This window comes from Thermococcus sp. SY098 (genome assembly GCF_035621495.1).
Lineage (GTDB): Archaea > Methanobacteriota_B > Thermococci > Thermococcales > Thermococcaceae > Thermococcus_B.
In genome coordinates this window covers 1690936-1716985 of the sequence record NZ_CP141821.1, presented here as the reverse complement: position 1 = coordinate 1716985, position 26050 = coordinate 1690936, and the positions used below count along the sequence as shown (strand labels likewise).

The following is a 26050-nucleotide window of genomic DNA, read 5'->3' as shown; positions in this document are numbered from 1 at the left end:
TTTAACTATGTTGATATATTTAAATCTGCTCAAAAGGAAGCTCAAAAAATAAAATTAAACAAAAGAGAATGCTACCTCCTCCTTCTCATGAGCAACGGAATTATTGCCAGAGCAACAAGCACTGCAGGTCCACATGTCTTGGCGCTGGTTGAAGTTCCTGTGGCAGTTGCTGTCTTTGTAACTGTTTCCGTCTTGACTTGTGTTTCTGTTTTAACGACTGTTGTCGGAGTTGGAGTGGATGTTGTAGCCTCCCAGTATGATGGATTGGGCTGCACATAGCCATTGATGATCATCCAGCCAAGTGCCTCCTGGTGCCCACCTGCAGCAGCTTGCCAAAGGTTGAAGTGAGTCTTCGGGTCTGGCCACTTGAAGTGCTGAACGTTGTAATATATCATAAGTTGCTTTTCAGCAATTGGGAATATTGGCAAGTAGTGGTTAACAATCCATGCAAGTTTTTGGGCAGTATCCTTCTGCTCTTTTGGATCCCAGATTACAGCCAGCTTTTCTGTCAGCTGCATTGCATTTACCGTTCCGCTAAACGGTCCTCCAAGCTTAACATTCTCGAAGAATTTCTCAAAGTCCTGTCCCTGGATCTGGGATTTGGGTCTGTCGTTAACTTCAATGAATATCCTGTTAAATGCTGCCCATGGGTATGTCATCCAAGCACCGAAGAAGTCGAATGCAAGGTCGTAGTTCCCGCCAAGATACCAGTCCTCACTCCAGTAGCTTGAAGACTCGGGGGTTCTAAGCTCTACATCTATTCCAAAGTTCTTGAGTTCATCGGTTATTTCCTTAGCGGCTGCAACCCAGTCAGTCCATCCACCTGGAACTACAAAGCTCAGCTTGAATACTTTCCCATCAGGTGTATACCACTTTCCGTTCTTTTTGGTGAATCCTGCTTCCTTTAACAACTCTTCAGCTTTTGATGGGTTGGTGTTGTATGGGTTCAAGTAACTCTTTATGTCCCCGATCCACTTGTCCTCAACAACCTTAAGGATTCCAGTTGGATAGTCAACAGGTTCAAAGGCAGAACCACCAGCGGCTTGAGCAACCTTCTGCTTGTCAATAACATATGCTATGGCTTCTCTTACTCTGAGATCCCTCAGATATGGGTTCTTGAAGTTGTACACAATAGCGAATCCTGAGAGATCATAGACCTTGGTAACCTCAGCAAATGGAAGCTTTTTAATTTCATTATAGACTGCTGGTGGCATCATGAATACATCATAATCAAGCTGTCCAGAGCGGTAGTAGAGCCAACCAACCTCGTTTGCAGTTATATATGGCAGAACTATCTTATCTATGTGTATTTTGTCAGCATTCCAGTACTTGTCAAATTTAACTAAAACAACTTCACTGGTTGTGATCTTTTCAAACTTGAATGGACCTGTACCAAGAACAGTTTTTGGTTCGAATTTTATCAGTTCAGTTCTTATGTTGTTTAATTCACTTTCACTCTGTGCTTTAGCCACTTGCTCAGCAAACTTTCCATAGATGTGGTATGGCGCAACAATCTCTGCGTCTCTGTATAGCAGGTAGTATGGAAGCAAATAGCTCCATTCTTTCACATCATATTCTACCGTGTAATCATCTATTACCTTCACATCGCTTATGTACTTCCAAATGGGCCTATTGAACAGCTTATAGAGCATTAAGGTGGTCCACACATCCTTGGCAGTGAACTTCTGTCCATCATGCCAATAAACGTTCTTTCTCAGGTGAATTATCACCTTCTTTTCGTTCTCTTTGAATTCCCAGCTTTCAGCAAGCCAGGGTTCATATTTGTTGTTCAGCTTGTCCCAGAATGCCAAACGCTCCTTAACAAGACCAGTTAATCCTATGTGTCTTGGGGCAAATGGATTGTACCTGTTTCTTGGATATGGCTGCCACCAGCCATGGGTGTAGAGAACTACTTCCTTTTTCTGTTCAGCCTTTACAAGTGGCAGAGTTGCAGTTGTTGCCGAAAGGACTACCAAAACCATTAAGATGGCCGCCAATACATATTTACGTCCGGCCATGCATTTTCACCTCCAGCCACAGAGTTTTAAAATCTCCACAATTTCCTCCAATATATCGCCGTTCTGTGCCCTTTTTGTCGTTATATGGATTCTAATGCCTCGGATATCCAAACAACAACAAGATCCATGTGCTAATGCAATGTTGGAGTTTATGCAACTCTTGAATGATGTTCCAGAAAGTTTAAAAAGAAAGAAATATATAAACATTTTCTTTAAAATTTAAAGTTTCCCAATGTAAAAACTCAGTTGTACAATGTCATTTACCTGTAATATTTCATCTACGCATAACCTCTACGCCTTTGTACTTATTCCTATCTCCCTACAGCAGATAAAACCCGAGAAATTGATTTATTTCATGATAATCCACATAAAATCTAAACTCAAAACAGTGGTTGTAGTTTACAAAGATGTTAAAGTGCTACATAATAAAAAGTGAGGTAAGATCTCACAAGCCAAGCTTGAGCAGTGTTTCAGAATGATTTTCGACAATTTTCATCCATTTTTTGACATCAACATCCTTCACTGGAGGCATCACAGTTGGCTTTGGCGGCTCTTCGTTTTCCCCGATTATATTGTGCATTCTTAGGTCTTCAAGTATCTTTTTCCTGAGTCCATCTGAAGCCAAGCTCGAGTGATAAATCGTCGCCAAAGACATCAAAATCATTTCCTTCACATGCCTCTGCCCCTTGTCTTCATGGAAGTGCGGATTGAGGGTCTCAATCTGAAATATCTCTACTCCCTGATCAAAAACATCTTGGTACTCTTCCACTCCCTCCCATTTGCCAAACCTTTCAAGAAGGTAAACTATCTCATATGGCTCTATGGAGTAGCCAGTTGAGAACGGCATTATCTCAGCAAGCTTCATGGTCATTGCATGCTCTCCAGCATTTCCAGTTACCATTATCGTGGTTTCAAACGCCGTCTGCTCGCTTATGAGCTGATTGAGATAGCGGTTTGTTATCTCACTAACCCTTCCCCATTTCTTGAAGTACAAGCTGCCCTTTGTAACTTTGGGCTTGTGCCTCCAGTGAAGGCGAACCATCGTATATTCACTCTCGCTCATGAGAAAGCCAGCAGCATAGTCTTTAACGTACTCGTTGACAGCCCCTGGGATGTAGTTGTCTGCATCAACAAATCCTACATATTTTGCACCAATAGCCTTTGCAAGCAGGATTCCAATGACCATACCTTCACCTTTACCACTCCTAACGTTTCCGTTCTCGTCAAGTATTGCAGTGTAGCCAACTTTTTCAAATGCCTTAGATATTCCACTGTCCTTTTGATGAACCATGATAATCCTTGAATGAGTCAGATTGTAGAAATGCCTAACCAAGTCAACCTCCTGTCTGTACCTGTTAGGACCTTCTCTCTTGCTGTTTGAGACTATGATTATAGGACATTTATGGGGTATTGCCTTTAAAACACCATCAATCAAGTGCAACTTTTCGTTTTTCATTGGAACAACAACCGCCATTTCTCCCAGTGTACGATATATATCCTCCCTTGGGATGTTTGTGACTGTGAACATAGGCACTTCCTCTGTCTCGGTGTCCATTTTGAGCAACTTTTGCAATTCATAAATCTTAACAGCTCCAAATATTTCCTTGTAAACGGGAGCCTCTAAAAGCATATTATCACCTCCGGATGATTAGAATGAAGGTTAAACCTTTGAAAATCACTAAGGAGCACCAAGTCCTTAAATGAAACTCCATGAATTATTAGTAAATTGGCGTATATAAAATTTATCAAAAGAAGAAAAGATCAGCGCTTCATTGCAAATTCACTCACAAAGGCTGAGCTTGAGATTGTATCCCCGATTCCAACAGTGCTCTTAGGTGATGCAACTATTTTCGTTGGTATAAATGCTAACTGTCTGTCAGTCATGTCGATTATCCCATTTTCGACTTCACCAAACTCCTTCTCAAGCTCCTCTTCAGTGAGGAAAGCCCTTTCATTTGTGGGCACACTTAAAGCATCCCTAATCTGGCTCAAATTTTCTATACTACCATACATTGCCTTAGCCGCAGCAGCCAATGCGGCAAATAACAGGGCATCCCTGACTTCCTCACCCCTGTATTGGGTCAATGCAACGTAATAGCCATAGGTATGGAAGTGGATTCTCTGAATTCCAGTTTCATCCATGAGGAGGTGCATCGCATCTATAACCGAGAACACGTTGCCCTCAAGCACTTCTCTTGCAAGCTCCTCATCGCCAATTATCTCCATCAAAGATGCCAGTTCAACTTCATTCAGCCCAACACTCGTGAACTTTGGCAGCAAATTAATTAGAGCCTCTCTGACTTTCTTATTTGCAGTGTAGGCAAATTCAAAATGACTTTTCACATTTCTCTTGTTGAGCATATCAAGCTGAGCTTCAACTTCATTAAGCACATCCCTGTATGTAGTCCCGTCTTCGTAGGATTCTTTTAAAACTTGCAGACCGCTTATTATTGCCAGATCAACATTCTTAACAATTTTATTGAAGTGCTCCTTGAATTCATCCCTTATATACACCTTAGCATTGTAATCGTCAGCATTTGCTATGAACCTGTTTTCCCTTGGAGCAACTATGTCAAAAACATGGAATCCCCTTGGAAATTCGAAGATGTAGTGAATAAGTTCCTCCTCGTTTTCTTTCACAGCTTCTTTAGGATGAACGAGCTTAAATTCTCCATCAAAAACTGGAACATAAATTGGGCCATCAACAAACAACTCAGCCTGGAGCTTTGGATTCTGGGGAACATGAACTATAGTTGGAATCCTGTAGACACCACCCAGCAGATTTGCCATTATCCCCGCTTGTCCACCAATTCTGAGCTCATCCCAGCCCCACTCCCTCAAATAATTGCGCACGCCTCTGTCTTCGACAAACCATTCCATAGCCTTTCCAAGCTTAATGCTCCTTAAAATTCCAGCGAAAAGCTCTTCAAGGGAAGTGACTTTCTCAGAAGGGCTCTCCATCAGCTCAAAAACTCTCTTTTTTCCAACTTTCTCAATTCTCTCTTCAAGGTCTTCTTTGTCAAGATATTTTATTGCATCAATGTTGGTGTTGTAAGCCAAGAGAACCCCCCTAACTCTCGGCAGTGCGTTTGTTGCGTTCTCAAACGCGTTAACATAAAGACTTTTCCAGAGCCTAATTTTCTCCTTTAGGCTTTCTTTCATTGAAATCACCTCAAGTATATATCCAAAATTAAAAACAAGTAATCGGACAATTCACTCCTTCCACTTTGGATTGTCTTTAACGACTACTTTCCCATCTTCCTCAACGACTATCTTTGAAAAGCCCTTCTCCTTTATCGTTCCGTAGTCGTGACCAGCATCAGCTGGGTAGACAGCCAAGAATATGAAGGGTTCATCTCCCGTATTGACTGTCCTGTGAGCCCAGTAGGGTGGAACGTAAACTATTGTCCCAGGCTTCATTTCAATAAACTTTGCATCTCCCTCCGGTGTCTGCAAGAGCATGCCACCTTTTCCTCTCAATGCGAAGTATATTTCCGCCCTATCCGCCTTTGCATGATAGTGGCCCTTTGTGAAGAAGAATTCCTTTCCAACCTTTCCTGGATAGAGAACAGTTGTTGCAAAGTTCAAGTCTCCATCTTTCTCCTCCTGCTCAACAGCATAGACCTCATAGACAACAGGGTCTTCCTTTTCTACAAGCTCCTTCCATGCCTGCTCATCAAGGAAATACCCCTTCATGTCGCTCAGCTTTCTCACCAGCTTTTTGGCATTTTCAATTATTCCCGTTTCAAAATCAAGTTTGACACCAAATGGCTCTTTGTACATCAGCATCACCCCTAATATAGCCTAATGCAGCAAGTATTTTAACTTTTCCCCCATGTATCACTAAAGGTGTTAAAAGAATCAGACCAGAGACCTTAGAACATACGCTACCCCAATTGCAACAGCCCAATAGCCAGCGTTCCACTTGAGGACTTTGTAGCCATCGAGAGGTGGAAACGGCAAAAGATTGAAGAACGCTATCCAGAAGTTCACTATGGCAGTGTAGAATAAAGATACCAGTGCATGAAGCGGAAGCGATAATGTCTTCAGCAAAATTAGAGCAACTATTCCAACTATTATGTTTGTTAAGGGCCCAGATAGGCTTATCCACCCCTCTGCTTCCTTATCTTCCCAGTACTGGTAAGGGGCATAGATGTAAACAGCTCCTAATGCGGCAAAAAATATCGCATGACCGAATATTATCTTCCCCGCTATACCGAGCAGGAGAGCTATTACAATTCCAGTGTCCCATCGCTTGTAGAACGCTATATAGCCATATTTCTTCGCAACCTGTCTGTGAGCCAGTTCATGGAAAACAAAAGCCGTTAAAACAGCCAAAGCTACATATGGCATGTTTTTTATCTCGAAGTTTGAAAACAGAATCAGCAGGACTATATACGAGATTACTAAGTCCTCAAGCTCCTGCTTTTTAAAATCTTTAATCAAAACTATCTCCCCCTGATTTCAATCTTTTTTCCTAAGACAAGCTCTGCAGCTTTTACAGCAGAACCTCCCGTACCCACGGCAATTCTAACCTGATCCTTCGGAACATACACTATAATCCTGTCTCCGGAGTATTCAACATCTATTACCTCAACCCGGAGCATCTGCCTTAAGCGGTCTATCATATCCCATCCCCAGAGTACATTAAAGTGTTCAAATATAAACCTTAACGCTTGTTTTAATCAAAGTCCCAGATGGTTCTCCCTTTGTAGAACATCATCACATAACCGCAGTTCTTGCAGATGACTATCTTAACTTTGTGAGCCGTAAACCCCCACTTGCTGTCAAGCTTACCCTCCTCAACCTGAAAATCTGTACCCCCGCATAGTGGGCATTTTAGATGCTGTCTCTCCACCAGTACCACCGAGGATATGTCGTCTTGGGGGATATAAAAGAGTTTTTATACCTTGTGAGAATTAAGTATTCTTTCAACCCCTCTCTTATGCCCCAAACCCACAACTGCAATAACTTTAGGTTTTTTAACCCCTTTTGCTTTTAAGCTGTCCACAATGGCTATTAAATTCCTTGCCATTATCTCGTTCCTTTCCTCAAGGAGAACCCGATACAGATACGGATACCTTCTTCTAAACTGATTCATCATGATTTTAAAATCCATAATGACATCTGTTTGCTCTCGTTTAAGCGGTAGAGGGATGAAAACCGCCAAGCCTTCCAAAAGGAGTAAAAGCTTTTCCCTAAAAGGTGCTTTGAGGATCTTCATTGTTATAGTGTTTATGTCCTCGTCTATGAGATATAAGGGGATTCCTAAAAGTCCAGCCAGATTTATTGCCTCTCTCATCTCTCCGCCAGGGCTCATACCAAATTCCTCTCCCAGCTTTTCCTCAATTTTTGTGAGGATATACTGGATGATCCCTTTCCTCCCATACTTAACTGCATCATTAAATGTCATCTTTTGAGGATTTTGTATCGCATAGAATCTCCTTCTATCAAGCTCTATAGCTATTGCATGCGGTTTTTGTTCCAATATTACTCTCCTAACTCTCTCTCTGCTTTCTGGAGAGACATGCATCGTTCCAATGACTTTAACGTATCGAAGATAACTCATAGCTTTCACCCTTGAAGCTTATCTTATCAAAATCTTTTGGCACTATAAACTTATGGTTGCACAGCTGCTTCGCTTTTTGAAGGTATTCATCGTATTTGTACCGTGGAGCTCTGTGAAACAAAGCCAAAAGCTTAACTTTAGCCTTCCTTGCCACTTCACAAGCTTCACTTACAGTTGAGTGATAGCTTTCTCCTCTCTCTTCTCCTGTTAGGTAAGTCGCTTCATGGATAAGCAAATCCGCTCTCTCTGAAAAAAGTTCAATCCTTTTGCAGGGTTCTGTATCTCCCGTGTAAACAACCTTAACTCCTTTCCTCCTCTCCCCAGTAACATCTTCAAGATAAATAATCTGTCCGTTTATCTCAATTTTTCCCTTAAGCTCAAGCTCCTTCATCCATGGGCCGGGCTTTAGACCAAGCTCTCTAATCTTCTCCAAATTAAAGTTTCCACGCTTGTCTTTTTCTTTAAACACATATCCCAAAGCTGGAATTCCGTGCTCAACTTTAAAGCTCCAAATTTCATAATCCCCAAATTTTAACCTCGTCTCACCAAGTTCATGGATGTGAATTTCGAAGCTTGGAGCAAAAAAGCCGCTCTTCAAATAGTTTTGTATAAATTCAAAGGTGTATTTAGGTCCATAAATATGGAGGGGCATTTCTCTGTTCCATAGGGTCATCGTCTGGATTAAGCTCATCAAGCCAAGATAGTGGTCTCCATGAAAGTGAGTTATGAAAATCTTCTCAATCCTCATTGGACTGAGCTTAGCGGTGTTAAGCTGTCTTAAAGTGCCTTCACCCACATCCAAGAGTATAATTTCGCCCTTATAACGCAGAGCTATTGAAGGGACATTTCTCTCTCTTGTCGGCATTATGCCCCCAGTTCCCAAAAATATAACTTCAAGCATGATTTAGAATAGGGAGAGAAGAATAAAAATGTTATCTTCTTCTCATAACCAAGAAAACAGACACTGTGGAGAGAGATAATGCCAAAACGGAAAGTCCAAGAGCAAGATCAATCCTTCTCTGCTCTGGGGGAACAACGTAATATGATGGATTCCTCCGTAAAGATGCATCAAAGCTTAAAGAGATTATGGATTCACCCATATACCAAAGTCTGATTCCAGAGTTCACATCAGTGCTAAAGGCAAGATCATCAACTTTAATCCGAAGATACCTTGTTCCATCCTCCCGTCTGTTTAATGAAAAGATCATGGAGTGAACGGTTCTTCCCCCTAAAGGCCAGCATTCCTTTTTCCTTCCACTGTACCGCGTATAGAGATTGACGCAAACCTTACCCTTGCTTATAGATATCCTTGAATTTTCAGTGTTGCCAAAATCAAAGACCAGAACGTCTCCATCTCCATTGACCGTAAACACAACTTTGAACCACACTTCATCCCAAATCATGCCTCCCAGTGGATATTCGAATCTTACCAGGTTTTCCTCATTTCTGAGAAGATCCTCATTGACCGGCTTCCTTTTGGTTAAATAGTAGGCAGTTGAAGATGCAAAGACACCTTTGGGCAGATCGAGGATCAATTCAATTCTTCCACTGACATTCTCTCCAGGAATCCATATTTTGCCGTTTACCGCAGGAATCGTAAATTTCTTCTCTACTTTATCCCAGCTCAATATTGCATAAACAAGCTTTCCTTTATAGCCGTATAAATTAGCCTCAATTCCCAAAAGATTCCCAGGGATGTTGAAATCAATTTTCAAAGGGGCATTCTTAACGGCTTTGCCGCTCCACAAAACTTCAACGGCTTGTTTGGTTTTAACCTCAAGATGAGTAAGCCTGTTAAAATCAACCGCAGCAAACATCAGATACCGTTTTGGGACTACATTACAAGAAAAGTTGGGAACTAAATGAACTGTAAACTCATCATAAATCTCCAGAGGAACGTTTATTGAGACTTCTTTTTTAAGCCATCTAACTTCCGCACTCCCCTCTTTCACTACTTCACCGTACTGATAAACCCTGTAGAAGGCTGAGGCGTTGCATGTTTCATTTGAAGAAAAAATGAACTCAACCCACTCTGCTCTGTACTCTGGAGGAACCTCAGCGTGAAGAGGGTTTGTGAAGTTGCCCCCAATAACCTTTGAGCGCTCAAATGCTGCAGCTGAAGGCAGCAAAAACAGGAAAAGCACGGAGATTATGAACATCCTCTCTGCAAGGAGAGAGTTAAAACGCTTCATGAAGTTCGCCTCCTCTCAAGCAGTGCATAGATCATAAGTGGCATTAGAAGAAAGGCAGTTATTAGAATGAGGATTGCCTTATCGTCAAAACGAGCATAATCACTGCACGTGCATGGGATAATGTAATAGTTGTTCTCTCTTACAGCATTCACTTCAAAATTCACCAAATCCTCTTTTTTGATGCCCAGCATTCTTATGCCAATTGGTGAATCTACCTCAACTTTTATCAGCGGTAGAAAGTACCAATCCTCACCAATTATTTCAGCCGAATTAACCTTAATCTCGCCAATTTCCAAGTATCTTCTTCCTTCATAATCTCTGACGAGAAAAATTCCAAGTCTTATAAAGCCCTTGCCATAACCTTCAAGTACTGAACACTTATTGATGTGTCCGTAATATTCGCCCTTCCCAGAGATGCAGAGAACTCCATCAGAGCTAAGCTTAATCTCAGCAACGTATGGATACGCAGGAACGCCAAGCTTTGCAACCAATAGCTCACTCCCGTTCCAGAAGAAATCCAAAGTCAAGTTAAGCTCGTCCCAAGGAGGATAGCTGAGCTCTTCAAAGAGCATTCCATACCTTGTGAACTTTATCTTGCTAAGATTTACGGTTTCATTTATTGGAATAGCATAGTATGCCTTAATAGTAGCTGGAGCACTCAAACTAAGCAAATATCTTCCAGAGGGTAGGGGAGGGTTAAAGGATACGTATCCTTCAGAAACTTTGACACTTCCATTACCATATACCAACGTTCCTTCCAGAGCTCTATTGTTTTTCCCCTCACTGCTTTCAACTTTGTGAATTTCAATTCCAAGCAGGTTTCCAAATGCTGTGAAGCTGAACTTCGAGCGGGCAAATCCATAAACTCCGTGAATTTCGGCAGTTTTGTACGCAATGTGAATTTTCCTTGAAAATCCCCGCCTATTCTTCTTCGTATAGACAATTACCTTAAGCGGTACAGCTTTTTCTGGAAACTTCAGCTTGAAGTGGGCTATGTAAAACCCAGGAGCAACGTTAAATCTGACGGAGAACTTTGCAGTGGTGTTGCCAAGCCAATGAATGCCAAAGGGTGAAGGCATGGAGATATTCCCATCAGCCCATTGAAGCCAGAATTTTCTCATAATGGTGTCATTGGAAGTATTAAAGTACACATCAAAGCCCTCGAGCCTGTATCCGTAGGGTATTTTTACGGGAAGTCTAATGTAAAACTCCTCTGATGAAGTTTGGTTGAGGAGTATAACCTGTTCAGTTGTGTTTATTGTTACAAACGTATTGGTAAGGTTAGTTGCAGAGCCAAATGGATACGACAGGAGGAGCAAAAACATGACTGACAAGAGTCTCTTTTTCATCTCTTCCACCTAAAGGCGATTATCAATGCAATAACAACGGCAACTGCGAAGACAAAGCCTCCATAATCATCTTCAGGAGTATGGAATGTCTCTGAAGGTGAACCTTCAATGCCGTAAAAGCTAACATTGCCAACTATTTTGCCGGAGCATGGATCCCCGATTGAGTCCAGATAGATAGGATGTCCAATATGCACAGATTTCTCAAATACCAGTTTGTCATTAAAAATTTTAACCGACAAATTACCATCTTTCAAGCCCAAAGCTATTCTATATATCCCCGGCTGAAGCGATGCCTTTGCTTCATTACAATGACAGTAGTCATCTGACAAGCACACACTGCCATTGTACAGGCTGAGAATCGGGCAGGGCTCGCTTTTCCATCCAACGACGAGATCAGAGAAGCCCCCATCATAAATATACGTAAAGTTCAGCTCAAACTCCTTCCAATATGTTCTGTTTGCAAATTCAACTGCTCTAATTCTCGGCTCCTTCATCGGGCACCAGCTGGGAGGAATAAGCTTCAAGGGAGATTCCTTAGGATGAGTCTTTGAAGTCACAAAGATGAAGTCTTTCACCACAACCTCACAGTTTTCTACCCTTAAGGTTATATTGAATGTGTAGGGACCTCTGTTGAGACCGGGAGATAAATACAAATCCGCTTCAAAAATCGGAATATACAGAGTCCCTTCTGCAGGCGAAGTGCCGTAACTTACATGGAATCTCTTTCCATTTTTATCAACAATCTTAACATCATCCTTCAATGTGCAGTTGCCAGAGACAGAAACAAGGATTCCAGCCCAGTAGAGATAGTCGGTTATGTTTAACTCATAACCGTGCCACTCAAACGTTGTACTGCCAAAATCAGCCCAAGCAAAAGTTGGCTTTTCAATTATCTTGTAGTTGTCAACGGAGAAGTTAAAGCTGTAGGCACTGACCATAGCCGATGAAAAAAGATTCAGAACTACTAAGACTAATGGAAGTTTTCTCATAAACTTCACCACTGAGCATTTTTGTTTTTACTATAGTGAGTAATACTTAAAAGCTTTGCTTTGGTGCATAAGGTTAAATATTCAAAGATCCAAAAATATCAGGGGTGAATGTATGGAGGAGATCCTTAAAGCAATCCAAGAAAAAGACTGCAAAAAGGTTGCAAGCCTTTTGTACTACAAAGTTGATGAGCTCAGCGAAGAGGACTTAAAAGAGGTTCTCGAAAAAGCTGAGAAGTTGGCCTTAGAGTGTAAAAATCCCGAGCTATACAAGTTGGTTGTTTACTATTATCTCGAATTCCTTGAAATTGATAAAATATCGGAATTCGAAAAACTTGCCGAGAAGGAAGACACATTCGAGGCTAAATATCATCTTGCAGATTTGTACTTCCTCATTGGAAATCTTGAGAAGTCCCTTGATCTTTACAGGCAACTGTTAGAGGAAGAAACCGAGAGAGGAAACAAGGAGAACATCGCAAAGGTTTATTACAATATGGCACTTATCCATGAGGAATTACTGGAGTACGACAAAGCACTTGAACTAATGAAAAAAGCAGAAGAAATCCTGAAAGAGCTCGGAAGATATGAAGATGTTCTTCACATTCAGATTTACAGGGCATATGTAACCTTTGAGAAAGGTGACATTCCGACAGCAAAAGCAGAATTAGCCAAAATCTTGCCGAAGGTTCTTGACAAACCCCAGCTCAAAGCCCAAATTCACTTGGCATTTGAAGAAATATTTGAAGAGCAAGACAATTACGAAGCCGCTCTGCAGGAGTGCCTCTATGCTATGGTAGAAGCTAAGAAAGGAGAGTACTTTGATATTGCATTTGACGCACTGATTGACGTAGTCTGGCAGCTCATGATTGAAGATGAATTCGAGATAATTTACAACAACATTGACATGTTCGCCAATGCCGTTCCAGAGCTGAAGGACTTCTTTGAGGGCATTAAAGCAATTGCACTGTTCAAAGATGGCAAGGTTGGAAGGGAAGAAGTAAGTGAGGCAGTACTTAAAGTTAAAGACAGAAGACTGCTTGATTTACTCGAATTCTTAGGCGAAGCTGAGCTTTGATTCTTTTTCAACTTTCACTGGTGATGGGATGAGGATTAGGATCGCCAAGCTTGAAGATACCAGAGGTATCGTTGATGTTCACTGTTCCGATGTAGAGGAATGGCATCACTACGAAAATGGACAGAGAAGAGAACCAGATTCCTACGATAATTTAACCCTCAAAGAAAGGTATCTGCATGGCGGACCTTGGATGAGTATTGAAACATGTGCCGTTCATTTGAATAACCTCCTTCTTAACGGACAAATTCCGCTGATAGCAGAAATTGAAGGCAGAATTGTTGGAGAATTGGAGCTGTTCATAAGCGAAGAGCTCATAAATGGGAAAATCAAAAAGATAGCCCACATAGACGTCCTTGAAGTTCACAGGGAATTTAGAGGACAGGGAATAGGACGAGAACTTGTAAAAGCGGCTGAAGAGCTTGCAAGAAAAGAGAAATGTGAGCTTTTGACAGTGACACCAGAGAAAGAAGCAGTGGGGTTTTATGAAAAGGTTGGAATTAAAGACATCCTTCACAGGGGTTGCTTCATTAGCATTGATCTTTCAACGCTTCCAAATAAAGATGCTAAAGCTGAATTTAGCATTCGAGAGTTCTCTTGGGAAGAAGTCAAAAACAAAGAAATAATTCTCGGAAAATTTCAGAGCTCTTATCATCACTGGTTCACACCATTCAAGGACAGAATAGCCGGGATAGATGATCTTCTCTACTTTGAAAGCGGGCAAATTGGGGAGAGTTATTATATCCTTGAGGAAAGCTTCTTCGGAAAAGACATTGCAACGTTATATGCATGGGGAGACAACATTGAGGAACTCGTTCTGCAGATCGGAAGCAGAGCAAAAGAGTTAGGATTTAGAGAGATTAGGACTTCAATCTCAGAAAAAGACCTTGAGAAAATTCAAGCTTTCAAGCCTAAAGTCCTTGACAGATTTGTAATCCTTGCGAAGACACTATAATTGGCATGCCGCTGTGCTTAACCCAAAAGACGTTTTAAATCATGCTTCGTGTTTATGTTGAAGAAGCTCTCTTTAAATTCTTCAGGAAGGTAATCAATCGTAATATAACAAGGATCTGCCTTCTCTATCGCTTTTCGAATCATGTACTCTCCTTTCTCTATCTGCTCTTTTAAAATTGGGAGAAGATCCTTGGAGTAGACAGCATGCAGTGGCTCTATATAGCCATTTGCCCACATCGGGATGCATGCCAAGGACTTACTCTTATAAAAGCGTTCAACAATGTAGTCCACAAATTTTGGATTTATTAGGGGTAAATCTCCAGCCGCAATGAAGGCGTCACCAACCTCTTTTAGAGCCACAAAAATGCCACCAATTGGCCCAACCAAGAGGTCATCAATCAGAACTCTAAACCTCAATGCCTCAAAGTCTTCCTTTTTTTCTTGACATGTAACGATTACTACATCATCGATATTCTCAGCTTTCAGCAACCGCTCTATGGTGTGCATAACAATGGGCTTTCCATCAACTTTGTAGAGTAGCTTATTCTCACCAAATCTTCGGGACTTCCCACCAGCCAGTACTGCCGCTATCATCTTCCTCGCATTCCCATACATGGCAAGGGGTATAAAAAAGTTGAGTTGTCACTTCTCCAAAAATCAAAGGGAAAGAATTAAATTCATGAATTTTTGTTCATGAACGCTAGGTGAAGAAAAATGCTCGCAGTTAGATGGTACGGAAAGAGGGACCTAAGGCTCGAAGAAGTTAGAGAGCCAAGTATAAAGCCAGGCTTCATTAAAATCAAGATAAAAGCATGCGGCATCTGCGGAACAGACTTAAATGAGTATCTAAATGGCCCAATTTTTATACCAACCAAAGAGCCCCATCCCCTCACAGGAAAAACTGCTCCAGTCACCATTGGTCACGAATTTGCTGGAGAAGTTGTTGAGGTTGGAGCAGGAGTTAAAGGCTTTGAAGTAGGTGATAGGGTTGCCGTCTTTCCAGTAATTCACTGCGGCGAGTGCTACTTCTGTAAGAGAGGTATGGAAAACCTATGTGTAAACTTTGGAGTAACAGGGCTAAGTGAAGACGGAGGTTTTGCCGAATATGCCTTAGTCAGGCCATATCAGGCATACAAAATACCAGAGAGCGTTTCATTTGAAGAGGGTGCATTAGTTGAACCGCTCTCAGTTGGCGTTAGAGCTGTTAAAAAGGCTCAGCTGATGCCCGGTGACAGCGTAGTGATAATTGGTGCTGGGCCCATTGGCTTATGCGTCCTTTTAGTTGCAAAAGCTTCTGGAGCAGGGAAAATAATTGTTGTAGAGCCTTCCAAAGCAAGGAGAAAGAAGGCAGAGGAGATCGGTGCTGATATAACAATTGATCCAAGTGGAAAAAGTGTTGAAGAGGTTATCGAAGAGATAAGAGGAGAGACAGAACTTGGAGCTGATGTCAGCTTTGAGTGTGTTGGACTAAATGAAACATTCAAGATTGCTGTGGAAAGCATAAGAAAAGGTGGAAAAGCAGTTGCTTTGGGAGTTTTTAAATGTCTGACATCTTTTGATGCTAAAGGACTTGTAGTTGGAGAAAAAAGCATAATTGGATCGGTCTCTCACAGCGCCGATGATTTCTGTAGAGGAATCTCTTTAGTTGCATCAAAAAGGGTTGATGTTAAACCTCTAATAACCTCAAAGGTTAAGCTGGAAGAAATAATAGAGAAAGGCTTCAAGGAGCTCATAAAAAACAGAGATAAACATGTAAAGATACTTGCCGTTGAAATGTAAAGGTTTAAAGCTTTCTTTTATTTTATACCCCATAGAGGTGATTACAATGAGACAACTTGACTATGATGAGGTAATTACAAAGCTAGTTTCTTTTATTCGGGAGAAGGTTGATGAAGCCAAGGTAGAGGGTGTAGTGGTTGGTGTTAGTGGTGGTGTTGATAGTGCTACTACTGCTTTTCTTGCGGTGAAGGCTTTGGGAAAGGAGAAAGTTCTTGGCTTGATAATGCCATACTACGAGAATCAGGATGTGGAAGATGCGAAATTAGTCTGTGAAACTCTTGGAATTAACTATAAGATCATCAACATCAAGCCAATTGTTGATGCTTTTGAAAAAAGTCTTGACTTCGAGCCGAACAAAATTACTAAAGGCAACATAATGGTGAGAGCAAGGATGATTTTGCTCTACGCTCATGCAAACCAGTACAACCTCCTCGTCTTGGGAACAAGCAATAAGAGTGAGCTTTTGACGGGTTATTATACTAAGTGGGGTGATGGTGCAAGTGATTATGCTCCACTGATAAACCTCTACAAAACGGAAGTCTGGGAGATTGCCAAGAGGTTGGGTGTTCCGGAGAAGATCATTAAGAAGAAGCCCACTGCTGGGCTCTGGATTGGGCAGACGGATGAGGATGAACTCGGCATAAGCTACAGGCTCTTGGATGAGATTCTTTACAGATTAGTTGATTTGAAGATGCCCAAGGAGAAAATTGCCGAGGAGTTGAATATTCCAATTGAAAAAATCGAATACGTTGAGAATTTAATAAAGAAAACCGAACACAAGAGAAGACTACCAATAGGACCAGAATTTTAGAGTTTAAGTAGAACAATTGCCAAAAAGATGTTGTAAAGAGAAGATAATCCAGCTTGAAGAAATAGGAGCCTCAAAGTCACTTCCCTCGGATAGAGCCCAGAATAAAATGGCAAAATCCTAACCCAGCTTTCATTGAGAAGAACAAACAGCCCATTCCCAAGGAACATGCACCCTAAGACTTTTTGCATTGGGTAATTGTAACTCAGCATCACTTTGGCTATTCCATAAGCAGCCCTCGGGCTGAAGATGGCGGTTGTAATGTAAGTAATACCCAAAGAGTCTAAACCAAGCTTTTCAAGTATGGGAGACAGAGCAAGGGCTATCTTATCTGAGATACCCAACTTAAGCATAAAGACAACCAAGAGGAAAAGAGGCGTAAACCTTAAAGCAAAGTTTAGTGAGGCTGTTAATCCCTTGATTAACCCCTTTTTGAAAGCTTTCCTTGAAAAGTTAAGCTTAATTTTGTTATTCTCGCCGTTGACTTTTACACCCCTGTATCTCTTATGTCCAATCATCAAAACTACAAAAACAAGAAGAAAATCAAAGAGAATCCTCAGACCAATGAAATAAAGCATTACGATCCCTAAGAGAGGTAGAAGCACAGGTAAATAATAGCGATAAATATACATAACTCTCAACGAGAGATTTGAAGCAAGGATAGCTATGTAAAGGTCAATTGGCTCAATTAACCCTTCTTTCAACAAGGCAGAGGCATTTGCATGGGCAACTCTTGGACTAACCAAATACAACGCTGGAACTGGCGTCAGAGCCGGGTGAATGCCAAGCTTTGCTATCTTGGAAGTTTTAGCCCCAATGAGCTTTATCAGGTTAGTCTCACTTAGAGTCTCGGCTAAAATATACCCAAAAGTAATTGAGGCCATCGAAATTATGTAGAGCTTTAAAAAGTCCAAGCTCTCACGCCCTGTAAACTTTGGCGTTTGCAACTTCCTTCAAAACTGGAACATACGAAATTCCTGGATTTATCCCCCTGCCCCGTGTGTCGTAGATATTAAGTTCTATTCCCTTTTTCCTCAGAGCTTTTGCCAGCTCAATGATCTCATCCTTAATTCGCTTTCCAAAGAGCGACACATTCGCCTTTCCGTCAGTTATCAAGAATGCCCTAACTTTTAGAGACTTGTCTTTTCTCCTCTCACGTTCAGCAAGCAGAAGAAGATTATAGAGGGCCGAACTCAAAGGCGTTCTCCCTCCAGTTGGAACGCTCTCTATTTTCTCAAGTACTTCCCAGTAGTTCTTAGTAGGCGGGACGAAGATTTCCGCCTGATTGTCTTTTGCGACTATCAAAGCTACCTTTGACCGCTTTGTGTACCCGTTCTCAACCAATTTCTCCGCTATTCCCTTCGCAATGCTGATTCTCTTCTGCACAGCCATACTTCCGCTCGAATCCAAAAGGAGAACCCAGAGCGTTGGTGCCTTTGCCTTCCTAACCCTAACACGAACGTCCTTTAAATCAAGCTTTATTGGCGGCTTTTTTCCATTTAAGACTGCCCAGACCAGAGAGTTGTAAAAATCAACGTCTTTAATTTTGCCGTTGGTCGGCGGAAGATAAGAAACTGGAACGCCTTTGGGGAAGTTTATCACTGTAACGCTGACGTCTCTTGAAGAGCGGTATCCCGTGAATTCGCTTCCATCAAAGTTTTTGCTCTCTATCCTTGGGATTTCAGCTTCGCTTGGACGAAAATTTTGCTCTAAATTTCCAGTCCCTTGACTTCGAGACTCTCCACCACTTTTTTCTTCCTTCTTGTGCTCATGCCTATGGTTGTGTTTGTGGTCATGATTGTGCTCCTTATCATCTTTAGGCTTTGGAGGCTTCATCTGAGGTGGCTTTTGGAAGGGCTTATCCCTCAGACGGTGAGGTAGAGCCAATTCCATAGCCTTCTCTAAGTCTTCCAGTGAGACCCTTCTCCTTCCGTTCAGGGCGGCTATTGCTTTGGCTGTTTTTATCGTGGCTATCTCAGCCCTGTTGGTTTTAATTCCCAAATTAATGACAGTTTCAGCCAAAAGCTTCAGCAGATCGTCGCTTATCTCGACCTTCGGCAAAATCTCCCTTGCCTTAACGATTCTCTCCGTGAGCTTATTCTCTTCGCTCTCAAACTTCTTATAGAAGCTTATCGGGTCTTCATGAAACTCTTCAACTCTCCTAACTATCTCTATTCTCTCCTCGGGATTCATTGGTGCTGAAACTTCAACGCACAAACCAAATCTGTCAAGGATTTGAGGTCTAAGCTCACCTTCCTCAGGGTTCATGCTTCCAACCAGGATAAAGCGAGCAGGATGCCTAAAGGAAATTCCTTCTCTCTCTATCGTGTTCCATCCCATTGCCGCAGCATCCAAGAGTGAATCAGCTATGTAGTCATCCAAGAGGTTCACTTCATCGATGTAGAGCACGTTCCTGTTCGCCTCCGCGAGTATTCCGGGCTGCAGAGCTTTTCTGCCCTCCTTCAAAAAGCGCTCTACATCAACGGTTCCAACAAGCCTGTCTATTGTAACGCTTAAGGGCAGGTCCACAATGCGCATCTTCCTCTTCGCTACTGGCAACTCTTCTCCCCGCTCATACCTCTCATAACAGCTGTCGCACATCTCCAGGGGATTCCTCGGATTGCAGTTGAAGGGACAGCCATCAACGACCTCAATTTCTGGCAAAACGTTGGCCAAAGCCCTAACTAAGGTTGATTTTCCCGTCCCCTTATCTCCTTTAAGCAGAACACCACCAATGAGCGGATTAACGGCTACACAAAGTAAAGCTAATTTAGCCTTTTCCTGCCCGACTATTGCAGAGAATGGGAAGACTAAGCGTTTTTCACGAGGCTCCATATTTTATCCACCTCCTCAATCTTTTCATTCCAGTGTTCGTCATCCTCAGCTGTGTAGATTTCAATTGTCCCACCTTGAACTTCCCCTTCACCAAGGCTCTCCTCCAAAATTCCCTCAATCTCGGAATAAACCTCCATGAGCTTTTCAATTAATCCATCAGTTGTCTTCCACAAGCCGCGCTCATAAGCTTCAATCAAACGTCTTGCAATTTCCTCGATGGCGTAGGGGTTGTGCTCCTCGAACCATCTCCTCATTTCTTCATTCAAAACGTACTTTTGTGCTATCTCGTCAAAAACCCAATCTTCAACGAGCTTCGTCGTTGCCTCCCAGCCGTACAAGTGAAGAATCTTCTTTGAGAACTCGCTCGCCCCTCTGTAGCCGTGCTTCTTCATTTCCTCAATCCACCTATCATTGAGGAGCTTTGTCCTAACGACCCTTTCAAGCTCAACTTTCATGTCAACTATTTTGGCATCGCTTATGTCCCTTGTGTCCGTCTGAACCACTTCAACGTTCTTGCCTGTTAAGGCATCAACGGCCGTCTTAAAGCCCCCGTGATGGGCAAAATAGCAGCAGCAGTTCGTCGGGTCGTGCTCATCGCTTATGTGGTTCCTGTTAATCACGTCCACCTCTTTCAAGTTCAAGACCAGCGAGTCATATGCTTCAACGCCAAAGGTATCCTTTCCGTAGGCGTAGCCGCTCCACTGAATCCACACCTTGGCCAAGTCCTCGTCACTCCTCCAGCCCGATGATTCAACCGCTAAATTCACTCCGGCACCGTAGGCACCAGGTGGGGCTGAAAAGACTCTAAACCTCGCAAACCTCTGCGCTTCCTCAAAGCTCTTTCCGAGCTCAATGAGCTTTTTAATGTGCTCAATGTAGTGCTTTTTGATGTAGTTCATCTCCGGGGGCTCGTCCAGCATGACAACTTTCTCTATGGCCTCGTCAATTAGGTAGATGTAGTTTGGCAAGGTATCCCTCACGATTCCGCTTATTCTGACCAGAACATCAATCCTTGGTCTTCCGAGCTCTTCTAAGGGAATTACTTCGAGTCCAGCAACTACATCTCCTTTCCAAACCGGCCTAACTCCAATCAAATAGAGGATTTGAGCTATCTGCTCCCCATCCGCTTTATAACCGTCTATGCTCCAGAGAACTTGCCCAACACTCTCCGGATATCTCCCGTGCTTTTCTTTGTAAGCTTTCAAAAGTTTTTCAGCAGTTTCAACCCCTATCTGCCATGCCGCTTTGGTCGGTAGAGTCCTTGGGTCGACGGCATAGAAGTTCCTCCCCGTCGGTAAAATCTCGAACTTCCCTCTCGTTATCGCGCCCGAGGGGCCGGGTTCAACGTATTCTCCCTTCAGTCCCTTCAAGAAGCCGTCGTATTCTTTTTCACATTCAGCTATCTTTTTGGCAACTTCAAGGGCTTTTCCAAACGTTTCTTCAAGCTTTTCTCTCTCCTTAACTTTGAATCCGAACTTTCCAATCTCTTCTTCGACAACTTCAAAGCTTTCTCCCCTAAGCAGACGCTCTAAGCTTTTAACCGCTATCTTGTGGAAGATCTCCAGCAGTTCTCTGTTCGTGAAGCCGTTTGTGGTTCCCAAGGGGTTCTTTCTTATCTCGTTATAGTCCAGGCCTATTGCTTCAGCTATAACCCTTCTAATCGAAGGGGAAGCGTAGGAATCGTATGCCATCGCAGTGGCAACGTATTCCGCCAATGTCTCGGGCTCTTTTGGTGGATGTCCAAAGACGTGAAGGCCGAGGTTTATTTGAGAATTCCTCATCAGCTCAATATAGCGATGTACTTCCTCTATCGTCTGCTCCTCATCTTCTGGATTTGCTATTCTCAGCTTGTTTTCCTTAGCTTTCTCCAGAATCTGCTCATAAATTTTCTTCCTCCTCGCTTCATCCCCCAGGCTCTTTGCCTTCGCATACTGGGTTAGGAGGGAATCCAAATCATCCAAAACCTCTGCCATCCCCATTGGGGGATACACGTGGTCTATCAACGTTGCGTAACCTCTTCTCTTAGCAATAACACCTTCCATTGGGTTGGAGACTGCATAAACGTATAAGTGCGGAACGTCATCTAAGCTTGCCTCAGGAACACATGAAGGAGAAAGCCCAACGCCTTTTCCTGGCCTAAACTCAAGGTAGCCGTGGGTTCCGAAGTGTATCATTACATCAGCCATGAATTTCCTCGTTATCCACCTGTAAACAGCCCACCACTGGTGCGGTGGGACTATCGTTGGATCGTGCAGAATTCTACAAACCTTTCCGTCGCACCTCGCTCCAGCACAGCCAAACTTTGGCTGAGGGGTTATGAAGACGTTTCCAAAGCATATCCCGGGAACGACAAATCTCCCTTCGTAGACCATCCCAACCAATGCTTTGTCCACTTTCCCGGCTAAGACATCCTCTGGCTTTCCCCAGTCCTTGATGATTCTCTCCCTCAAGTCCTCCGGAAGCTCGTTGAACCACTCCAGATACTCCTCCAAGCCTACAAAGTCAACCGCTCCGCCGCTTTTGACTATTTCCTCAACGCTTGTCCATCTGAACTCGCTTATCGCTTTTTTCTCCAGAATCAACTTTATAAGCTCCTCTCCATTCTTTGGCAAATCTTCGCCAACGTAGTAGCCTTCCTCTTTAAGCCTGTGCAGAAGTCTAACGATGCTCTCCGGAACATCTAAACCAAGTCCAACGCCGATGTTCGCCTCAAGCCCTTTACATGGAGGATTTATTAGGACTATAGCAATTTTAACTTCGCTTTTTGGCTTCTTCCTGAGCTCGATCCACTTCTTTACTCTTTTGGCTAAATATTTCATGTGCTCTTCGTAAGGTTCTCCAACCTTGTAGCCTTCAATATTTCTGGTCCCAGCTATGAAAATTGGCTCAATTGTTCCCGCAACTTCTGGAATTATCACTCCATAAACCTGAGTCATATAGTCAACGCCTTGTTCGCTCTTCTCCCACTCTTCAAGGGACTGGTAGTAAGATCTTATCGGAGCAAAAACTGGAACGTTGAGCTTTTCCAGATTCTTTAAATCGACCGTGCCGAAGGAGATTAGGCTCACGAGGGCATCTATAATTGGCTTCCCACCCTTCATGAAGAACTCCTCAAGGGCCTCGCTCTTCTCTCTCCCAAGTCCTGTCGTCGAGTCTTTCCCATAGGTAAACACTGGAATTACACCGAAGCCCTCTTCTTCAAGGGCTTTGATGAGCTCTCCAATTGGTTTAAATTCCTTATAAAGCCAGGCACTCCTCCAGAAGAGAACTCCAATTAGGGGCCTCCTTTTGTAAACCTCCAGGTATTCATCAAGACTTTCAAAGAGACCGAGCTCGGGGTGATAGACGCCGTGCATGGGAACTTCTTCCGGTTCTTCGTATTCAATTGCCTCCCCAGTTAAGCTTGCCAAAAATCTGATCAGATTTCTAAGATTCTTCTCGCCTCCAAGGACATAATATGTCTTCGCTTTGATTAGGATTTCCTCTGGAACGTTGGTCAGGCTTTCCAGTCCTGCACATGCGATGACTTTAGCTTTGCTCTCTCTAATTTTCTCCTCCACTATTTCAGGAAGCTCATGGGCGTAGATGAAGATTACCTCAGCCCTCTCTACCTTATCCAGCTCCCTCTCACAGTTCTGGTCAGTGAGCACAATGCCCTCTATTCTTTCTTCTCTAAGGATTTCCTGAAGCAAAGGCAATGCCCTTGCCCCATAACCTATGATCAAACATATCACAGCACCACCCCCATAGCGGCGATAATACACAATATAATCACGCTCCTCGTTGTCATTGAGATGAGCATGAGCTTTGTTCCATCTCTTGGACCATAAAGGCCGACATAATAGGGAACCAACACCCTCAGGAAGGTTATATTTGCGAAAATCGAACCGAGAAGAAGAGCCCTTATTAGAGCTTTTTCGCTTATTAAACCAGCTTTTAACAGGTTTGCACCAAGGGTATACGCTGCTACGCTACCAGCCATTGCACTTAGGGCCACACTCAGCTCCTCTGGCGAAAATGGTAAGAACTCTGCAAAGTTCCTCACAAGGTCACTTAGATGATTGAAAAATCCAACCGCTATGAGCAGAGCCGTTATGTAGGTCACTATAACCATAGTCTTCAGAATTGGGATTGAAGTTTTCTTTGTTTTTGCCAAAGCGTTCTTCAGAACATCCTTAAAGGGCTTTTTCTTCCTCATCTGCTTTTGAGGATTGCTCATTTTTCTTGGATTTTTGATCAAAATCTTCCCAGCCACTGCAAAAACCGTTGTCTGGATTAGTCCTATGAAAACCAGAATTCCAAAGTAGAGCAAGCCGAGCTTTCCGAGTGTGGCCAGGAGAACGGGAATTAGAGAATTCCAGTGCCTGACCATTGCAGGGAAAGCGTTCATGAGCGAGGCTATGTAGAGCTCCCTCTTTCCAATTTTGCCTCCCCTATAAAAGTCCACAAGCATAGCATTAGCGGCTCTCGTGTTCAAAAAAGCTGTTGCAAAGGTTAATGCACACTCTGCCGGTAGGTTTGAGAGCTTGATAAATGGCTTGCTAATGAATGATACTTTCTCCACTATGCCCTTCTCAATTAGAAGCTCAGCTATAAATATTCCAATAAGCAGCCCGGGGACAGAGCGTTTTAGAAAACTGAACGCAATTGCAGCTGAAGTTATCAGCAGTTCCACCTTTAGATCCCCTCCATTTTTGGGAGGATGAGCCTAAACCCATTGAATTCGAGGATACATATCGGAACGCCGTACACTTCTTCAAGAACCTCCTCCCTTAGGATTTGGCTCGGCTTTCCAAGAGCTTTGATTCTGCCTTCTTTAACAAGGGCAATCCTGTCTGAATAAAGTGAGGCTAAATTCGGGTCATGGAGCGTCATAACTGCAGAGATGCTTTCCTCCTTCGCCAACCTCTTCACTATTCCAAGCACTTTTACCTGGTTCTTGAAATCCAAGTGAGCGGTTGGCTCATCCAGGAGGAGGACTTTCGGTTCCTGCACGAGGGCCCTTGCTATGAGGACAAGCTGCAGCTGACCTCCGCTCAGCTGTGTGTAGGGCTTATCCTTAAAGCGCTCCATTCCTATGAGCTTGAGCTTCTCTAAAGCCTTCTGATAGTGCTCTTCCCTTGGGCTCTCGAAAACTCCAAGCTGAGAGGCTAAGCCCACAACCACGACGTCCAGAACGGTGTAGGGGAAAGGAGGGTGGTGAGACTGAGGGACATAACCAGCTAACTTAGCCCTTTCCTTTAAAGAGAGTGAGTGAAAGTCTTTACCATCCACAAAGACGCACTTTTTCTTTGGCTTCAGCAACCCGTAAATGTTCTTTAAAATTGTTGTTTTCCCGCTACCATTTGGACCGAGTAGCGTTAAAATCTCGCCTTCTCTCACCTCAAAGCAGACATCCTCAACGCTGAAATCACCGTAGCTGAATGATAAGCCCTTGACTTCAAGCATTCCAACCACCGCCCGTCTTTCTTAGCAGATAGGCAAAGAATGGAATTCCAAGGATTGTCGTCAATATACCAATTGGAATTTCATAGGTCGTTACCGAGCGAGCCAGTGTGTCTGCTAAAACCATGAATGAAGCTCCCACAGTTATTGTTAGGGGTATCAGTGTTTTGTGGTCTGGCCCGAATGCCATTCTGACGATGTGCGGAACCATCAACCCTACCCATCCAATTATCCCGCAGAAAGCAACTGAAACAGCGGTTATGAGGGAGATTATTATGATAAAGGCAAACTTCAGCTTTTCAGTTTCAACTCCAACGATTTTAGCCTCTTCTCCAAAGGATAGAACGTTCAGCTGCCAGCGCATCATATAAATCAACGCACATCCAAGAAAGATTACAGGGAATGCAACTTTGACTGAATGCCACTCAGCATCTGCAAAGCTCCCCATGAGCCAGTAAACAACGCTCGCCAGCTTTTCATGCTCCATCAAAAACTTCAACAGGGAAGTCAAGGCTGAAAAGAATGCATTAACAATTACTCCAGCAAGAACGAGCGAAACAGGGGTTATTCTTCCCCCAATTTTGGCCAGAGAAGTTGTCAAGAACACAGCGAGTATAGCAAAGACAAATGCCAAGGGAGTTACACCTAAGCTTAGGGAAAGCCCTATAGCCAAAGCGGCACCAAAAGCTGCTCCCGCTGAGATTCCTAAGATATAGCTGTTAACTAAGGGGTTTCTAAATATCGCCTGCAAGACTGCTCCAGAGAGGGCTAAAGCAGACCCAACAATCATCGCCAAGATAACCCTTGGGAGCCTTATTTTGAAAAGAATGGTCTGATAAACGCTTGGATAGGGAATTTGAACAGCGAAATCAATCCTTCCAAAAGTTATTTTAGCCAAAATTCCCGAGATGAGCTGAAGGGTCTTTAATACCACCATATCCACGATGGCAGAGAGAGGAATATGATAAGCCCCAATGCATAAGCTTATGAAGAACGCAAAAATTGGGGAAACTAAAAGAAAAAGGAAGAGGAGCCTTTTCATA

23 protein-coding genes are annotated in these 26050 nt (G+C 43.0%); 4 read left to right on the top strand and 19 right to left on the bottom strand.

From position 1 onward, the window contains the following. Positions 1-71: 71 nt before the first annotated feature. From VFC49_RS09570 to VFC49_RS09515, 12 genes are all read right to left on the bottom strand, one after another. A complete protein-coding gene (locus VFC49_RS09570) occupies positions 72-2018 on the bottom strand; it encodes an ABC transporter substrate-binding protein (RefSeq protein ID WP_324735376.1) in 1947 nt (648 codons plus the stop codon). Between the two features lie 445 nt (positions 2019-2463). Then, entirely contained in the window at positions 2464-3648 is a 1185-nt protein-coding gene (mpgS, locus tag VFC49_RS09565; RefSeq protein ID WP_324735375.1) for a mannosyl-3-phosphoglycerate synthase, read from the bottom strand. 131 nt (positions 3649-3779) lie between these two features. Then, complete coding sequence (locus VFC49_RS09560) at positions 3780-5180, bottom strand: ADP-specific glucokinase (RefSeq protein WP_420719616.1); 1401 nt, start codon at positions 5178-5180, stop codon at positions 3780-3782. A 51-nt stretch (positions 5181-5231) separates the two neighbouring features. After that, entirely contained in the window at positions 5232-5801 is a 570-nt protein-coding gene (gene pgiA / locus VFC49_RS09555; RefSeq protein ID WP_324736718.1) for a glucose-6-phosphate isomerase, read from the bottom strand. 78 nt (positions 5802-5879) lie between these two features. Further along, positions 5880-6464 carry a site-2 protease family protein gene (locus tag VFC49_RS09550; RefSeq protein WP_324735374.1) on the bottom strand — a complete coding sequence of 195 codons (585 nt, stop codon included), beginning with the start codon at positions 6462-6464 and terminating at the stop codon, positions 5880-5882. Between the two features lie 2 nt (positions 6465-6466). Beyond that, a complete protein-coding gene (locus tag VFC49_RS09545) occupies positions 6467-6646 on the bottom strand; it encodes a KH domain-containing protein (RefSeq protein WP_324735373.1) in 180 nt (59 codons plus the stop codon). Between the two features lie 53 nt (positions 6647-6699). After that, positions 6700-6876 (bottom strand): zinc ribbon domain-containing protein, encoded by a 177-nt coding sequence (locus VFC49_RS09540; RefSeq protein ID WP_235507202.1) that lies wholly within the window; start codon positions 6874-6876, stop codon positions 6700-6702. Positions 6877-6921: 45 nt separating this feature from the next. Beyond that, the gene (locus tag VFC49_RS09535) at positions 6922-7587 is read right to left on the bottom strand and encodes a TraB domain-containing protein (protein ID WP_324735372.1); all 666 of its coding nucleotides are present in this window, start codon (positions 7585-7587) and stop codon (positions 6922-6924) included. Then, a complete protein-coding gene (locus VFC49_RS09530) occupies positions 7565-8488 on the bottom strand; it encodes a ribonuclease Z (RefSeq protein ID WP_324735371.1) in 924 nt (307 codons plus the stop codon). The genes VFC49_RS09535 and VFC49_RS09530 overlap by 23 nt, the downstream gene beginning before the upstream one ends. Before the next feature lie 31 nt (positions 8489-8519). After that, positions 8520-9779 (bottom strand): hypothetical protein, encoded by a 1260-nt coding sequence (locus tag VFC49_RS09525; RefSeq protein ID WP_324735370.1) that lies wholly within the window; start codon positions 9777-9779, stop codon positions 8520-8522. Continuing rightward, positions 9776-11128 (bottom strand): hypothetical protein, encoded by a 1353-nt coding sequence (locus VFC49_RS09520; protein ID WP_324735369.1) that lies wholly within the window; start codon positions 11126-11128, stop codon positions 9776-9778. Before VFC49_RS09520 ends, VFC49_RS09525 begins: the two co-directional genes overlap by 4 nt. Next, on the bottom strand, positions 11125-12117 hold the full coding sequence (locus tag VFC49_RS09515) for a hypothetical protein (protein WP_324735368.1): 993 nt from the start codon (positions 12115-12117) through the stop codon (positions 11125-11127). Before VFC49_RS09515 ends, VFC49_RS09520 begins: the two co-directional genes overlap by 4 nt. 112 nt (positions 12118-12229) lie before the next feature. On the opposite strand from VFC49_RS09515, the gene VFC49_RS09510 reads away from it, so the two are divergent. Continuing rightward, a complete protein-coding gene (locus VFC49_RS09510; protein ID WP_324735367.1) occupies positions 12230-13189 on the top strand; it encodes a tetratricopeptide repeat protein in 960 nt (319 codons plus the stop codon). 28 nt (positions 13190-13217) lie between these two features. Beyond that, positions 13218-14141 (top strand): GNAT family N-acetyltransferase, encoded by a 924-nt coding sequence (locus VFC49_RS09505; protein WP_324735366.1) that lies wholly within the window; start codon positions 13218-13220, stop codon positions 14139-14141. Positions 14142-14158: 17 nt separating this feature from the next. Here the strand turns inward: VFC49_RS09505 and mobA are convergent, their stop codons facing one another. Further along, entirely contained in the window at positions 14159-14734 is a 576-nt protein-coding gene (mobA, locus tag VFC49_RS09500) for a molybdenum cofactor guanylyltransferase MobA (protein WP_324736717.1), read from the bottom strand. Positions 14735-14854: 120 nt separating this feature from the next. Between mobA and VFC49_RS09495 the strand changes: the two genes are divergently transcribed. Further along, positions 14855-15919, top strand: a complete 1065-nt coding sequence (locus VFC49_RS09495; protein WP_324735365.1) for a 2,3-butanediol dehydrogenase — start codon at positions 14855-14857, stop codon at positions 15917-15919. A 46-nt stretch (positions 15920-15965) separates the two neighbouring features. Beyond that, on the top strand, positions 15966-16730 hold the full coding sequence (locus VFC49_RS09490) for an NAD+ synthase (protein WP_324735364.1): 765 nt from the start codon (positions 15966-15968) through the stop codon (positions 16728-16730). Here the strand turns inward: VFC49_RS09490 and VFC49_RS09485 are convergent. The 6 genes from VFC49_RS09485 to VFC49_RS09460 are packed head-to-tail and all read right to left on the bottom strand — an operon-like array spanning position 16727 to position 26049. Further along, positions 16727-17641: a hypothetical protein gene (locus tag VFC49_RS09485; RefSeq protein WP_324735363.1), complete on the bottom strand. Its 915-nt coding sequence runs from the start codon at positions 17639-17641 to the stop codon at positions 16727-16729. The two genes, VFC49_RS09490 and VFC49_RS09485, sit on opposite strands and share 4 nt — an antisense overlap. Positions 17642-17645: 4 nt before the next feature. After that, positions 17646-19562, bottom strand: a complete 1917-nt coding sequence (locus VFC49_RS09480) for a VWA domain-containing protein (protein ID WP_324735362.1) — start codon at positions 19560-19562, stop codon at positions 17646-17648. Continuing rightward, positions 19538-23296: a cobaltochelatase subunit CobN gene (locus VFC49_RS09475; RefSeq protein WP_324735361.1), complete on the bottom strand. Its 3759-nt coding sequence runs from the start codon at positions 23294-23296 to the stop codon at positions 19538-19540. Before VFC49_RS09475 ends, VFC49_RS09480 begins: the two co-directional genes overlap by 25 nt. Further along, positions 23293-24237 carry a hypothetical protein gene (locus VFC49_RS09470; protein WP_324735360.1) on the bottom strand — a complete coding sequence of 315 codons (945 nt, stop codon included), beginning with the start codon at positions 24235-24237 and terminating at the stop codon, positions 23293-23295. Before VFC49_RS09470 ends, VFC49_RS09475 begins: the two co-directional genes overlap by 4 nt. Positions 24238-24239: 2 nt before the next feature. Further along, on the bottom strand, positions 24240-25010 hold the full coding sequence (locus tag VFC49_RS09465; RefSeq protein WP_324735359.1) for an ABC transporter ATP-binding protein: 771 nt from the start codon (positions 25008-25010) through the stop codon (positions 24240-24242). Continuing rightward, complete coding sequence (locus VFC49_RS09460; RefSeq protein ID WP_324735357.1) at positions 25003-26049, bottom strand: iron ABC transporter permease; 1047 nt, start codon at positions 26047-26049, stop codon at positions 25003-25005. Before VFC49_RS09460 ends, VFC49_RS09465 begins: the two co-directional genes overlap by 8 nt. Position 26050: the final 1 nt, after the last annotated feature.

Coding starts and splice junctions, on each gene's coding strand:
- VFC49_RS09570 (WP_324735376.1), bottom strand. CDS start 2,018: ATGGCCGGACGTAAATATGTATTGGCGGCCATCTTAATGGTTTTGGTA.
- mpgS (WP_324735375.1), bottom strand. CDS start 3,648: ATGCTTTTAGAGGCTCCCGTTTACAAGGAAATATTTGGAGCTGTTAAG.
- VFC49_RS09560 (WP_420719616.1), bottom strand. CDS start 5,180: ATGAAAGAAAGCCTAAAGGAGAAAATTAGGCTCTGGAAAAGTCTTTAT.
- pgiA (WP_324736718.1), bottom strand. CDS start 5,801: ATGTACAAAGAGCCATTTGGTGTCAAACTTGATTTTGAAACGGGAATA.
- VFC49_RS09545 (WP_324735373.1), bottom strand. CDS start 6,646: ATGATAGACCGCTTAAGGCAGATGCTCCGGGTTGAGGTAATAGATGTT.
- VFC49_RS09535 (WP_324735372.1), bottom strand. CDS start 7,587: ATGAGTTATCTTCGATACGTTAAAGTCATTGGAACGATGCATGTCTCT.
- VFC49_RS09530 (WP_324735371.1), bottom strand. CDS start 8,488: ATGCTTGAAGTTATATTTTTGGGAACTGGGGGCATAATGCCGACAAGA.
- VFC49_RS09525 (WP_324735370.1), bottom strand. CDS start 9,779: ATGAAGCGTTTTAACTCTCTCCTTGCAGAGAGGATGTTCATAATCTCC.
- VFC49_RS09520 (WP_324735369.1), bottom strand. CDS start 11,128: ATGAAAAAGAGACTCTTGTCAGTCATGTTTTTGCTCCTCCTGTCGTAT.
- VFC49_RS09515 (WP_324735368.1), bottom strand. CDS start 12,117: ATGAGAAAACTTCCATTAGTCTTAGTAGTTCTGAATCTTTTTTCATCG.
- VFC49_RS09510 (WP_324735367.1), top strand. CDS start 12,230: ATGGAGGAGATCCTTAAAGCAATCCAAGAAAAAGACTGCAAAAAGGTT.
- VFC49_RS09505 (WP_324735366.1), top strand. CDS start 13,218: ATGAGGATTAGGATCGCCAAGCTTGAAGATACCAGAGGTATCGTTGAT.
- mobA (WP_324736717.1), bottom strand. CDS start 14,734: ATGATAGCGGCAGTACTGGCTGGTGGGAAGTCCCGAAGATTTGGTGAG.
- VFC49_RS09495 (WP_324735365.1), top strand. CDS start 14,855: ATGCTCGCAGTTAGATGGTACGGAAAGAGGGACCTAAGGCTCGAAGAA.
- VFC49_RS09490 (WP_324735364.1), top strand. CDS start 15,966: ATGAGACAACTTGACTATGATGAGGTAATTACAAAGCTAGTTTCTTTT.
- VFC49_RS09480 (WP_324735362.1), bottom strand. CDS start 19,562: ATGGAGCCTCGTGAAAAACGCTTAGTCTTCCCATTCTCTGCAATAGTC.
- VFC49_RS09465 (WP_324735359.1), bottom strand. CDS start 25,010: ATGCTTGAAGTCAAGGGCTTATCATTCAGCTACGGTGATTTCAGCGTT.
- VFC49_RS09460 (WP_324735357.1), bottom strand. CDS start 26,049: ATGAAAAGGCTCCTCTTCCTTTTTCTTTTAGTTTCCCCAATTTTTGCG.